This is a genomic window from Peribacillus sp. YIM B13477, from assembly GCF_042787955.1.
Classification (GTDB): Bacteria; Bacillota; Bacilli; order Bacillales; family DSM-1321; genus Peribacillus; species Peribacillus frigoritolerans.
The window spans coordinates 78,145-91,298 of the sequence record NZ_JBHZPD010000009.1 but is presented as its reverse complement, the minus strand read 5'-3'; the positions used below and the strand labels follow the sequence as shown (position 1 = coordinate 91,298).

Below are 13,154 nucleotides of genomic sequence, written 5' to 3'. Positions count from 1 at the left end.
AGTAAAATACATATTTTTTGAGTGAAAATGATAAAAAAACTTATAATCTAAAAATAGGGAGATGGTTAAGTGGACGAAAAAGATTGGATTGCGATAAGGGTACTATATGAAGAAAAAAACATTAGCCGTGCCGCAGAGCGTTTATATATATCGCAGCCGGCGCTTACGTACCGGCTTAAAAATTTAGAAAAAGAATTTAGCACGAACTTATTTTTCAAAATAAAAGGAGGCATTGAGTTCACTTCAGAAGGGATACATTTGGCGGGCTATGCGGAAGAAATGGTGAAAAAGTTGCAAAAAACGAAAGATTATATGCTGAATATGAAAAATGAAGTTAGAGGAACGTTAAGGCTTGGCGTTTCCAGCAACTTTGCCCAATATAAACTACCAGAAATATTGAAAAAGTTTTCAACACAATATCCTCATGTACAATTTAATGTGAATACAGGCTGGAGTACTGAAATCATGCATCTTCTGGATTCCTCTAGTGTTCAATTAGGCATTCTGCGTGGAAACTATGAATGGTATGGAATCAAATCGTTACTGCATAAAGAAAGACTTTGTTTAATTTCTAAGAAAGAGGTAGACTTGGATAATTTGCCGGAACTTCCATTCATAAATTATAAAACCGACAGTTCTTTAAAAAACTTAATAAATGGCTGGTGGCATGATAGATTCCCGGAGCCACCATTTGTAACTATGGAAACAGATCGGCAGGAGACGTGCAAAGAGATGGTCAAAAATGATCTTGGTGTTTCCATTCTGCCGGAGATATGCCTGCAGCCTTCAGATAATTTGCATACATACGGGTTATCCTACAAAAATGGGAAGCCGGTGTTAAGAAATACATGGTTAATGTATAACCAGGATTCATTAAAACTCTCTACTGTGAAAAACTTTATTGATTTCTTGAATAAAAGTTCCAATCTTTAACGAAAAAGCACTATGAAATTATTGAAAATTTCATAGTGCTTTTTTGGATTTCTTAATTTAATATAAAATGGATTATAAGTTTTTTTTTCGAAAAAGTAAAAAAAATATGTATTTCACTTATTTGATGATATGAACTATTCTAAAAATAGAAAACAAAGCAACTGGGAAACAGAATGATATGTAATATTTTTAGTTATTCAAACTTCTCAACTGGTTTGTAAGCGGTTTCTTTATTAGGAGGGATTCATATTCTTACGTTACTTGGAATTTCAATGGTCGTTGTCTTCACTTATTTAATCATGTCTAAACGGTTATCACCTGTTAATTCTCTAGTGGTCATTCCAATTATCTTTGCATTAATTGGCGGATTTGGTCCAGAGCTCGGAGATATGATGCTCGATGGAATAAAGGTTGTCGCACCTTCAGCCGCTTTGCTATTGTTCGCTATTTTGTTTTTCGGAGTTCTGATTGACGCTGGATTATTTGATCCACTCATTAAAACCATGTTGAAAATCGTAAAAGGGGATCCGGTTAAAATAGCGATAGGTACAGCAGTAATCGCAATGACCGTTGCCTTGGATGGTGATGGTACCACGACTCATATGATTACGATTTCCGCTATGCTGCCCCTTTACTTACGCCTTGGTATGAATCCACTTATTCTTGCCACTATTTCTATGCTGGCTGTAAGTATTATGAGTGGCATGACTCCTTGGGGAGGACCTGCAACAAGAGCAATAGCATCTCTAGGTCTCGATGCAAATGAATTCTTTGTTCCGATTATCCCAACACTATTCGCAGGTATTGCAGCTATTCTTTTTACCGCTTACGTACTTGGGAAAAAAGAGCGCAAAAGGCTTGGTGTTGTTCATATCAAAGCTGCACCTGAAATGAAAGGAGCTCTAGCTGAAGCAGCGGTAGCTTCCGCCATACAAGACGATTTAAAGCGCCCTAAATTAATATGGGTCAATCTTTTGTTGACGCTCACGGTCATGGTCATTCTTGTAATGGGCTTAGTGCCGGTACCTGTGTTGTTTCTAATCGGATTTGTGCTTGCTTCAATCATTAATTACCCTAATCTAGAACAGCAAAAAGAGCGAATCGTGTCACATGCAGGAAATGCTATTACCGTCGTCACACTAGTATTTGCGGCTGGTATATTCACAGGGATCTTTTCCGGAACGAAAATGGTAGATGCCATTGCAAATTCATTAGTGGCCATCATTCCGGATTCTTTAGGCTCTTTTTTACCGATGGTCGTTGCGTTCACCAGCATGCCATTTACGTTCGTTTTATCCAATGATGCTTACTACTTTGGTGTTTTGCCAATTCTTGCCGAAGCAGGAGAAGCTTATGGAGTGAGTCCTTTAGAAATTGCCAGAGCTTCCGTACTGGGCCAGCCTGTACATTTCTTAAGTCCACTCGTGGCATCGACTCTTTTACTAGTGGGGATGGTAAAAACAGATATCGGGGAACTACAGCGGTATGCATTTAAATGGGCTCTAATTTGTTCATTAGTCCTTATCATTGTTGCTATCTTGACAGGGGCTATTATTTAAGTATAACGTTAAATAAATTCTCGAACTTAAACAATTTTAATTTATTTGGCGAGGAAGTGGGAGTTGGTTTACAACTAGAAAACGTAACGACTTAATTTTAAACTACAACCAAGTACACCAATATACAAAGTTAATTAACATAATCAGCGTTCTAGGAATCTATATTATAGATCTAGAGAGTAGGAGGGGAAGGCTCCTTTTTTATTATACGTTTTTTTAGATTACCTTATATTATACGCCCTTTGTAAAGAGCTATATCCAGGTGAAAGGGAAATGGATGTACCAGTATGGTGCAGTATATTCCGAAGGAAGCACTGAAAACTAAGTTTTTATTAATGGATAACTTTGATGAAATAATTTTTAAAACTAACCAATGCTCTTAGGGAGGTAAGAAATGAAGGTAAAAAAATACATCATGTCAATAATTTGTTCCGATTATGAAAAATTAGGGTGTGATATCGTGAAGGAGACATATCGCTCAGATAGGCAGTCGTATAAATTGGATTTAATGGTCGGAGGGGAAATTTAGCTTGAATTGTTCTCATTTCCTTATAGCCCAAATCGTCCAGTTATCCTGAAGCAAGAGGGCTTATACATCTTGCTTTTGAAGCGGAAGATATTAATCGAGCGATTGAAGATTTAGAAAAAGAAAACATTCCAGTCGAACCTATCCGTGTTGATGAGTTAACAGGAAAAAGGTTTACCTTTTTATGTGATCCGGATGATTTACCTCTTGAAATATATGGAAAGTAGTATTTGCAGTAGGGTTATGTATATTTTGATAAGAAAAGTCTTTCATGAAGGTGCCCTAAAACAAAATAGTACTCAAAACAAAAATGGAACTCATTTTGTGATTTCCATTTTTGTTTCTGTATTTTTTATGTCATAAAATCCGTATTATATATTAAGTTTTTATCAACCTAGTACAGTGGAATTTTTAATAATTGGATAAATATGGGATTTGATATCTTCTACGACAAATGCTTTACGAATAATCAATTTTAAGAGGTCTTAATTTAATATACTCCCTTTTTCATTGAGGTTATATTAAAAAAATCATTTTTTGTGATTGATAGGTTTTTGTATTACCTAATCTATGTTCGTTTATATTCTTAGGCAGCAAGGCTCATTGTCTTGTGAATTTTAAAGGAAGTCTTTTCACTCCAAAAACGAACGGACTTGGAATCGCCTCCAGCTCAGTCCCTTTTACACCTTCCAATTTTGCAAATGTACTTAATAGTGTCACGAGAGCTACTTCTGCTTCTAGACGTGCAAGCGGGGCACCTAAACAAAAATGAATACCAAACCCGAAACTCAAATGAGGATTTAATTTCCTTTCTAATGTGAACCGATTAGGCTCTGCAAACTTTTGTTCATCCCGGTTTGCCGAAGCGACCCAGCAAATTACTTGTTCCCCCTTTTGGATTGTTTTGCCCCCAACTTTGACTTGTTCCTTTGTAACACGGCCAATTGCCTGTATTGGAGGATAAAAGCGTAGTGTTTCTTCTACCAATTTTGGTATTAAAGGCAGATTTGTCCTAGCTTGTTCTTGAATGTTTTTATCTTCTGTCATATAACGTACGGCATTTGTAATCAAATTAGTTGTTGTTTCATTTCCCGCAACTAATAATAAAACACAGAAAGATAGTACCTCTTCTTCTGTTAATTTTTCCCCATCAATTTTTGCTGCTAATAATAGCGAAATTAAATCTTCTTCAGGATTTACCTTTCTCTCTAAAATTATTTTTTTGAAATATTCTTTAAGAAACTCACTTCCTTCCTTACGTTTCTGTGCCATTCTTTGAAAGGCTTCATTTGAATTATCTTTGGCGCCTGCCACGAGAACATCAGAATAGGTTTTAAAAAGATCCCGATCCTTAGCAGGGACCCCCAATAATTCGGCAATTATTATGACAGGCAACGGACCAGCAAGGTTATGAACGAGATCCATAGTCCCCTTCTCATTAACTTGATCGAGAAGGTAAAGTGTCACCTCTTCGATTTTATTTTTTAAATCCTTCACTGCTTTAGGAGTGAATGCCTTGTTCACTAAGTTTCTCATTTTTGTGTGTCTAGGAGGGTCCATTGTCAAAATGCTTCCTTGAAGAGTTCCAGACCCTCGTTCCGAAGAAAACAGTTTTGGATTTTTTAGAATATAATGAACGTTCTCATATCGAAACACATCCCAGCAGCTTCGAGCCTCGTCGTACCTTACAGGAGTTTTTTGTCGTAAACTATTAAAGATTGGAAAAGGAAATAATTGATCTGCGTTCGAAGCAATTTCGCTCATGGGGATGAGATTAGCATACTGCTCCACTGCGCTTGTTGAGTTACGTACTTGTGTCATGGTTTCATCTCTCCTTTTATTGTGACTAATATTCATACATAAACTAGTCATGAACCGGTTCATTAACTAAGATAACAAACTCATAATTTGGTTTCAATTGACATAAATTGAGATATTTATCAATAAGAAGAAAGTAATGACTCGGAATATTTGATTCACCACCTATTGAAAAACTCTTTTGAGTATCATAGCTTCTCGTTTAAGGTCATACCGATACCCAAAGTGGTCGGAGGGGAATATCAGCTGGAATTGTTCTCTTTTTCCTTATAGCCCCAATTGTCCAACTTATCCTGAAGCAAGGGGGCTTATGCGTCTTGCCTTTGAAGTGGGTGATATAATCAAGCGAATGAGGAGTTAGAAAAAGATTATTGACCCTACAATAAAAGGCGGAAAGGGGACAATATTTAGATAGTCATTCACTTTTCCATAATTTTCTTTTGCATTTCCAATAATCCCCCAAGTTCCCAACAAGTCCACTTTATCAAAGTAGGGCTTCTTTGATTTTTCATGAACATAAAAAGGACTGTTAGTGATCTATTAAGTACTATACAGATTTCCAGGAAGCTTCATAAAAGATGTAAAAAAGGAGCGGCATAATTTAAGGCGGTTTTCATTTCCCCTTTAAAGAACACTCATGATTCTAAAAGAGTGTTTTTTTGTTTGGTAATCCACTGAATTATCTAAATTTTCCAAAATGTAATTGACCATACCAGGACAGCTGTTTTAGAATTGATATGTATATAAAAATATGTTTTGTATATAAAACGAAAATAAGGAGGGAACAGTAATATCTTTGTATGGGAAATTTTCAATTGAACTAAAAATATATCTGATTCAGGGAGGTAAGTAATATGTTTAAGAATAAATTGGCATTCGTTCTGCTTTGTTTGGTGTTAATAGTATCTGCATGCGGTCCAAGTGACGAAACAACTACAGAAAACAAAGGGGATTCAGGAGGAAAAGCGGTTAAGCTTACTTTTACGGAACCTGCACGATTATTGTCGGTTGCCCCATTGTATGTAGCAATAGAACAAGGTTTTTTTGAAAAGGAAGGAATTGAAGCTGAAATTGTTTCTGGTGGTGGAGGAGCACAAGTAATCGCTTCTGTATTATCAGGCGAAGCTCAGTTTGCGGTCTCGGGTCCTCGAAGTATGTTTACTCCTCTTGACAAAGGTGAAGATTTATTGGCAATTCAATCTTTAAATTCTGCGCTAACCTATCAAATTACACTCTCTAAACAATATCAAAAGAAAAAGAATGTTTCTAAAGACTCATCACTTGAAGATAGAGTGGCTTCATTGAAAGGCGCAACTATTGGTACAAACCTTGTTGGAGATTCTGGAGACGTATACACCCGTCATTTAATGCAAATGCATGGAGTTGATCCCAATACTCTAAAAACCGTCAAATTAGCAGGAGATGGATCGAAGATTGGCGGTATGCAGGAGGGGATTGTTGACGGGGGAATAGCATCACCCCCAATGGGTTTACAAGCGGAAAGTAAAGATATAGGAGACATTGTAATCAATACAAGTGAAGAGCCAATGTATGGGAATATGGTCTGGGAAGCTGTATTTGCTAAAAAAGAATATTTAGAAGAAAATCACGAAACATCTTTGAAAGTGGTTCGGGCAATAGGGAAAGGTATGGAATTCACACGTAATAACCCAAGAGAGGCAGCCGAATCAATCGAATCTTATTTTGATGGAATTGATGTAGATATCCTAGAGGAATCACTAATCGGATTGAAAAACACTTTTAAAGGCTATGGAGAAATGAATCAAGAGGCTTGGGATAATGCCCAGGATCCATTAGTTGAATTTGGCAAGATATCAGGCGTTTCTACTAAACAGGATACAACTGAAGATGTTATTTGGACAAATAGTTATATAGAAGAGGCTTTTAAAAAATAATTAGAATGGAAAGGAGATGATAGGTAAGATGGAAAATGCACAACTGGATAACTTTAAATTGTCTACTCGTTTTTTAGATGTTACTTACGTAAACAATAAAACTGGTGCAGAAGTGATGGCCCTGCAGAATATAAATTTAAATATTAAAGATGGTGAATTTATATGTATTGTTGGGCCGAGCGGCTGTGGAAAAACCACTTTTTTAAATACTGTAGTTGGATTGCTAAAGCCAAGTAAGGGAGAAATACTATTAGATCAGCAAAAAATTGATGGTCCCGGCAAGGACAGGGCAATGGTTTTTCAAAACCCGAGTCTATTACCTTGGAGAACTGTTTTGGAAAATGTTCTTTATGGAGTTGAACTGTTAAAGCAAATAACCGCAGAGAAAAAGAAAGAGGCTAAAGAGTTTATTGAAATGGTCGGTTTAAAAGGTTATGAAAATCATTATCCACATGAATTGTCAGGTGGGATGCAGCAACGGGTAAACTTGGCCCGGGCATTAACGGTAAACCCATCATTAATATTATTGGATGAACCATTTTCGGCATTGGACGCACAAACTAGGGAATTTATGCAAGGTGAGTTACTTAGAATATGGGATGAGACAAAAAAGACAAGTCTTTTCATTACACACCAAATTGATGAAGCGGTATTTTTAGCTGATAGAGTTTTTGTTTTTGGGGCAAGACCAGGACGTGTAGTGGAGGTTGTTGATGTTGATATACCTAGACCAAGAGATCTCCATGTGAAGCGCAGCCCGGAATTTTTAGAGTTTGTAGATCATATTTGGTCCATTATTGAACAGGAGTCTTCTAAACAAGGTTTCGATAATAAAGAGAAATAATTAATGTGAAAGGAGAACACTATGACGAAGGGTACGATAGAACTTACACAATCAAAGCAAAAGATAAAAAAGGCGAAGAAAATGAAAAAAGAAAAAAAGTCATTTTTTATCAGTGTTGCTTCTGTTTTACTATTCCTGTTGCTTTGGGAAACTGCCTCTCAAAATGAATGGATAAATCCATTGTTCATAAGCTCACCAATTGAAATTGCACAAGCGGCAGTTTTAATGGTCCAAGAAGTTTCCTTTTGGGAAAATATGAAGGTGAGTGGTTACGAATTTGTTTCAGGCTTTGTTTTAGCCATACTTATTGGAATCCCAATAGGTGTGTTATCAGGTTGGAACTCTACCTTTAATGCAGTGGTTAACCCTTTCATTTCAGGATTATATGTAACTCCTAAAGTCGCCCTATTACCAGTGATCATCATTGCATTCGGAATCGGGCCAGCATCAAAAATTGTTATCGTATTTTTGATGGCCTTCTTTCCAATAGTGATGAGCGCTCAAAAAGCTATGTTAACATTAGATCAAAACTTAATAAAAGCAGCAAGGACATTTAGTGCAAGTGAATTTCAAATTTTTAAAACAATTGCATTGCCTTCGACGGTACCATTCCTTTTAAACGGTATTCGCTTAGGTATAGGTCAAGGATTAATTGCAGTGGTTGTAGGTGAATTATTCGCTTCGACAGCTGGTATCGGATACCAATTGACAAGCAATGGTCAAAATCTACAAACAGATCGCATGTTTGTTGGCGTGTTAGTCATTACGATTACGGGAATCATTCTTACTTCATTTTTAGGCATTATTGAAAGACGCTTTTCATCTTGGAAACCAGAAAATAATTAATTAAATTTACACTTTAAACGTTATTTTTCAGTATTACAGCACAAAACGGTTACAGTGTAAAAGCCTCAAGCCAATATTTCAAGTAAGCTTAAATTTGGAAAAGGTAATTGTAAACAAGTTTGTAGACAAAAGGGTTTCCATTTGAATTTATAAACAAAGTTGATTGGAACGGAAGGTACGAGACTCCTGCGGGAAAAGCGCGTCCAAGGGAGACCCCACAGGCGCAAGAGCGCCGAGGAGGCTCCCGGACCGCCCGCGGAAAGCAAGTGCCTGGAGTGGAAATTAACGTTCATATTTTACACTCACTCAAAAAAATATAGGCAATCTTAATATCGAGTTTGTCTCCAGTCTAAACCAAAGGTGCTTCCTATACGAAGCACCTTTGGTTTAACATGCTTTTCAAACCTGATCCATCTTTAAACAAAGATTTCAAATCCAATCCCAAATGTAATAGAATTTTTTCAGCGATGATTACAACTCAGACTGTACTCTAATTCGTTTTTTACTGTGACACTTCACAGCGAGATAGAAATTTTATTGAAGTTCTCACGTATCCATGATACCTTCAGTTTATAGGGAATGGTTGGGAGGAATAGTTTTTGAACACAAAGGCATTTTTATTGGCATCTATTACAGTTATTATTTGGGGATCTACATTCGCTGCTATTCGTGCAAGCTTGCATGGCGGGTATTCAGCCGGTCATTTGGTACTTGTTCGTTATCTTATAGCATCAGGAGTTTTTATCCTTTATGCTCTCTGGCCTGGGGTGAAATTTCGACTCCCGAAAAAAGAGGATTTGTTGAGGATTTCGATCCTTGCATTTATTGGCATTAGTATTTACCATATCGGGGTGACATTCGGGGAACAAACGGTTTCGGCGGGAACGGCTGGAATGCTGATCGGTTCAGCACCTGTCTTCATCGCGATCATTGCTGCGTTCGTTTTAAAAGAACGCCTCGGACTATACGGATGGATTGGTTTAGGAATTGGATTCACAGGGATCACCTTAATAACATTAGGTACCGCAGGACCTTCGCTGAATATTTCTGAAGGAGCTTTTTTAGTACTCATGTCAGCTATTGCTTCTGCGGTGTTTTTTGTTTTCCAAAAGCCACTGTTTAGCCGTTATAATCCGATTGAATTGACAGCTTACTTCACATGGATCGGTACAATACCCTTTTTTATATTTTTTCCTGGGCTATTTCAAGAAATTCAACATGCTACTTTGGAAGGTCATTTATCAGCGGTTTTTGTTGGTATTTTCCCTGCGGCCATCGGTTATGTAACTTGGGCGGTCGCTTTATCATTAGGAAAAGCCAGTTCCGTTTCCAGTTTGTTGTACATTGAACCTGTGATTGCCATTTTCGTCGCTTGGGTTTGGCTGCAGGAAGTACCTAGTACCCTTTCAGTCATTGGCGGCAGTATTGCGATATTGGGGGTCCTTGTCGTTAATGGTTTCGGAAAGTATAAATCAGTGGTGAAAAAAGCAGCATGAAAACTAGAAAAATAGCAGCATCTCAGATCATCATGAATGAACGTATATCCTTCTTGGACGACTGAACACATAGGAGGGCAGCCCAATAAAAGGAATTCACCCAGGTTGATGAGGTTAATCAGATACACCTGGGGAATTGGATTTTTCCGCGCTGTTCATTACCTGAAATTAAATCTATGCTTAAAGTCCCAATCCAATTTAAATGAATTATTTTCACCTGTTAAAAATTTATAATCAATATAGGACTTTTCTTTCCTAGTCATTCCGTCAACATATGGGGAATAAGTACGGAATAATAATACATTTTTCTTTTCATCAAATTCTACAAGTCTTAGCCAGCCATTTCCCCCTCGATAATTCGTTTGGTAATTGACCAGCATTTGAATGACATCATTTCCTGCTGAGTTTTGTTTTACCCGATGCGCTATCCCATAAAAATGTCCATTAACCGTCATGAACACTTGATTATGGTTCTTTACAAGTTCATCCCATATCAGCCGGCCATTGGACGAATCGGCGGCAATGGTTTTATCATCTTTAACTTTCGGAAAAATAATATCATGTGAGACGAGGATTGTCGGTTTATCTTTATGCCGTTCCAGAACTTTTTTTGTCCATTCCAAGTCCTTATGGAGATTTTTCATATCCACGATTAAAACTAAGTATTCATAACTCCCTGCCTTAGCGATTGCATATGAGCTATACCCAGAGGGAGCCGACCCCTTATAGTAGTTTTTATTCATAAAACGCTGTGGCCCATAATGTGTTAAAAAAGGATCTCCGGCAGCATAGTCATGATTCCCAGCCGCCATCATATATGGAATATCCTTTTTATCCAAAAGAGAAATGGCTCTGAGCGAATTCTGCCATTGTTTTTCTGAATCACTATCGACAATGTCACCAACAAATGTATTCATGATAATATTGTTCTTCTTGGTGTTATTGGATATCCAGTTCATTTGACTATTGAAAATCTCAGGATTTTGGCTTGAATATTTCTGGGTATCTGGAATAAAGAGGAAATTATAATTCTTCTTATTCGTTAGAATGGGGAAGGACTTGTTTGATCCTTCAAAGGGTTCATCGTCACGAGCATCCTGTACTAGCCATTCTTTTTCAGTCAATGCCTTATTGGCAATTCGTATTTCCTGGATATTCCCTCCGAAAAGCGCATTTAACTTATTTCCCCATTCTGTTGCACCGATATTCCAGCCTTTACCTTTTAATGCTGCAATACCTATGGCCTTTTCTGATTCTCCATAATCACTAACGCCATTTAAAGTTAGAGTCGTTGTGCTACCATCATTAACGACTGCCAAATGGTACCATTCACCAGCATTTAAAGAACGAGACCAATTGCTTACATTATAGTTCAAATTGGATGGATGGCTTGTCCAGTGCAATTTTTGATCACTGGATATAGATAAAGCAGAAAGGATTTTTTTCTCGCCTTCCATTTTATTAAGATCTGCCGCCTGTCCTTGTCTTGAAAAAAGCCCCATGTCACTTTTGGGTTTCCTTGGCATCTTAAATACAAATTCAATGGTAAAACCCCTATCGAAATTCTCTGAATTGATAGGCGCATCCCGTATGGTTTTAAAATACCTTCCTGCAGGGGCGTTTTCGTAATTGGCGAATTTCAAGCTATCAACTTTATCTTGAGCATAAAAATCTTCTTCAGACCATTTCAACATATTTTTTAATTCGGGTGATGCAGGGTCACCTATCGTCACTAACTCTAAATCATTTCCTTGTTTGGTTGTATCTTCAATAATTAAATTACCTTTATCGATTGAACCGCTTTTGACATGTTGTTTTGTGAATTTCCAATTTGCAACGATACTGCTCCGATCATTTTCAGCAACGGAATTTAAAGAATCGGCTGACTTGGCAATACCAGGAACAATCATACATAAGAGTGAGAGACCTATAAATGCTTTTTTCATTCTCATAATATATTCACCCCTTTAAATTAGATTAAGCAATTTAAGAATAATGGTTAAACATGTATTCTTTACTTACTACCTGGGTAATTTTTGAGAAATAAGCCTAGGTAGGGGAGATTCCGTATAAGCTGCAATAAGGTATAGTTTGCTTATCTTCTCGATAACTTATTAAGGATGAGTAAAAAAGACTTATTACTAAAAAAGACATTAGGAGATAAGGCCTAATGCCTACAATTTGAAATCAAGGATAACAACTAATTTGAAGTATTTTGTTCTTTATGTGGGAGGGTAGGAAAACAAGCAATGTGTTAGTATTAGGACAGTGATCCATCAAGATAATGAGGTGAAAAAAATGGTGAGAAGGAGATAGGTAGCCTCCTGTAATAGATGTGGTATAAATCTTAGGAGGCTACCTTGAATTATAGGAGATGTATGAGTTATGAAACAAAACAAATATGATGATGCAAATTTCTTTTCTGAGTATGAGCAAATGCCACGATCAGTCAAAGGACTCGAAGCTGCCGGAGAATGGCATGTATTAAAAGAGCTAATGCCAAATCTGCGTAATAAAACGGTACTTGATTTGGGCTGCGGTTTCGGCTGGCATTGCCGATTTGCCCGAGAGCAACAGGCAAGTTCCGTCGTTGGTGTGGATATTTCCGACAATATGCTTAAAAGAGCACGTGAAAAAACGGATGACCCTTGTATTTCATATATTAAAATGCCGATTGAGGATATCGATTTTTCCGGCTCTGAATTTGATGTGGTTATCAGTTCATTGGCTTTTCATTACATTAAGTCATATGAGACAATCTGCAAAAAGGTCCATGATTGTTTAAAGCCTGGAGGCACTTTTGTTTTCTCGGTTGAACATCCAATCTTTACTTCTCGCAACGAACAAGCTTGGTATGACGATGATCACGGCAATCATCTGCATTGGCCAGTTGACAACTATCAGTACGAAGGTGTGAGAGAAACAACCTTCTTAACCGAAAACGTAGTAAAGTATCATCGAACGATTTCAACATATATGAATGACTTGATTGGTGCTGGTTTCAGCATTAAGGCAGTAAAGGAACCGATGCCTTCTGATGACATGTTAAAAAGTGTTCCTGAAATGAAAGATGAAAATCGAAGGCCCATGTTTTTAATGATCTCAGCAGTAAAGGAACCGAAAATAATGAAGTAAACGAAAAAAAGGCGTTCTACGAAAGTAGGGATGCCTTTTTATTTAACATCATAATTTTCTATGCAATTAAGCGTTGATTAT

At 37.2% G+C, this 13,154-nt stretch carries 11 protein-coding genes; 9 read left to right on the top strand and 2 right to left on the bottom strand.

Annotated features, from left to right (window positions below; genetic code table 11):
* Positions 1–69 precede the first annotated feature (69 nt).
* The 4 genes from ACFX4H_RS22195 to ACFX4H_RS22180 all read left to right on the top strand — a co-directional run bounded on the left by ACFX4H_RS22195 (position 70) and on the right by ACFX4H_RS22180 (position 3,245).
* A complete protein-coding gene (locus ACFX4H_RS22195) occupies positions 70–933 on the top strand; it encodes a LysR family transcriptional regulator (RefSeq protein ID WP_241637553.1) in 864 nt (287 codons plus the stop codon).
* Between the two features lie 248 nt (positions 934–1,181).
* Complete coding sequence (locus tag ACFX4H_RS22190; protein WP_095680033.1) at positions 1,182–2,492, top strand: CitMHS family transporter; 1,311 nt, start codon at positions 1,182–1,184, stop codon at positions 2,490–2,492.
* 394 nt (positions 2,493–2,886) lie between these two features.
* On the top strand, positions 2,887–3,021 hold the full coding sequence (locus ACFX4H_RS22185; RefSeq protein ID WP_376708688.1) for a VOC family protein: 135 nt from the start codon (positions 2,887–2,889) through the stop codon (positions 3,019–3,021).
* A gap of 62 nt (positions 3,022–3,083) precedes the next feature.
* Positions 3,084–3,245, top strand: coding sequence for a VOC family protein (locus ACFX4H_RS22180; protein ID WP_377436293.1), 162 nt, complete (start codon positions 3,084–3,086; stop codon positions 3,243–3,245).
* Between the two features lie 373 nt (positions 3,246–3,618).
* Here ACFX4H_RS22180 and ACFX4H_RS22175 read toward each other — a convergent pair whose 3' ends face one another.
* Complete coding sequence (locus ACFX4H_RS22175) at positions 3,619–4,839, bottom strand: cytochrome P450 (RefSeq protein ID WP_377436230.1); 1,221 nt, start codon at positions 4,837–4,839, stop codon at positions 3,619–3,621.
* 851 nt (positions 4,840–5,690) lie between these two features.
* Here ACFX4H_RS22175 and ACFX4H_RS22170 point away from each other — a divergent pair.
* The 4 genes from ACFX4H_RS22170 to ACFX4H_RS22155 all read left to right on the top strand — a co-directional run bounded on the left by ACFX4H_RS22170 (position 5,691) and on the right by ACFX4H_RS22155 (position 9,938).
* Complete coding sequence (locus tag ACFX4H_RS22170; RefSeq protein WP_063591496.1) at positions 5,691–6,752, top strand: ABC transporter substrate-binding protein; 1,062 nt, start codon at positions 5,691–5,693, stop codon at positions 6,750–6,752.
* Between the two features lie 28 nt (positions 6,753–6,780).
* Positions 6,781–7,596 (top strand): ABC transporter ATP-binding protein, encoded by an 816-nt coding sequence (locus ACFX4H_RS22165; RefSeq protein ID WP_241637550.1) that lies wholly within the window; start codon positions 6,781–6,783, stop codon positions 7,594–7,596.
* An 81-nt stretch (positions 7,597–7,677) separates the two neighbouring features.
* Positions 7,678–8,442, top strand: coding sequence for an ABC transporter permease (locus ACFX4H_RS22160; protein WP_174878735.1), 765 nt, complete (start codon positions 7,678–7,680; stop codon positions 8,440–8,442).
* A gap of 599 nt (positions 8,443–9,041) precedes the next feature.
* Positions 9,042–9,938, top strand: a complete 897-nt coding sequence (locus ACFX4H_RS22155; RefSeq protein ID WP_063591493.1) for a DMT family transporter — start codon at positions 9,042–9,044, stop codon at positions 9,936–9,938.
* Positions 9,939–10,096: 158 nt separating this feature from the next.
* Here ACFX4H_RS22155 and ACFX4H_RS22150 read toward each other — a convergent pair whose 3' ends face one another.
* Positions 10,097–11,890 carry a laminin G domain-containing metallophosphoesterase family protein gene (locus ACFX4H_RS22150; RefSeq protein WP_328136815.1) on the bottom strand — a complete coding sequence of 598 codons (1,794 nt, stop codon included), beginning with the start codon at positions 11,888–11,890 and terminating at the stop codon, positions 10,097–10,099.
* Positions 11,891–12,323: 433 nt separating this feature from the next.
* Between ACFX4H_RS22150 and ACFX4H_RS22145 the strand changes: the two genes are divergently transcribed.
* Positions 12,324–13,073: a class I SAM-dependent methyltransferase gene (locus ACFX4H_RS22145; protein WP_377436229.1), complete on the top strand. Its 750-nt coding sequence runs from the start codon at positions 12,324–12,326 to the stop codon at positions 13,071–13,073.
* The last annotated feature ends 81 nt before the right edge of the window (positions 13,074–13,154 follow it).

Coding starts and splice junctions, on each gene's coding strand:
- ACFX4H_RS22185 (WP_376708688.1), top strand. CDS start 2,887: ATGAAGGTAAAAAAATACATCATGTCAATAATTTGTTCCGATTATGAA.
- ACFX4H_RS22175 (WP_377436230.1), bottom strand. CDS start 4,839: ATGACACAAGTACGTAACTCAACAAGCGCAGTGGAGCAGTATGCTAAT.
- ACFX4H_RS22170 (WP_063591496.1), top strand. CDS start 5,691: ATGTTTAAGAATAAATTGGCATTCGTTCTGCTTTGTTTGGTGTTAATA.
- ACFX4H_RS22165 (WP_241637550.1), top strand. CDS start 6,781: ATGGAAAATGCACAACTGGATAACTTTAAATTGTCTACTCGTTTTTTA.
- ACFX4H_RS22160 (WP_174878735.1), top strand. CDS start 7,678: ATGAAAAAAGAAAAAAAGTCATTTTTTATCAGTGTTGCTTCTGTTTTA.
- ACFX4H_RS22150 (WP_328136815.1), bottom strand. CDS start 11,890: ATGAGAATGAAAAAAGCATTTATAGGTCTCTCACTCTTATGTATGATT.
- ACFX4H_RS22145 (WP_377436229.1), top strand. CDS start 12,324: ATGAAACAAAACAAATATGATGATGCAAATTTCTTTTCTGAGTATGAG.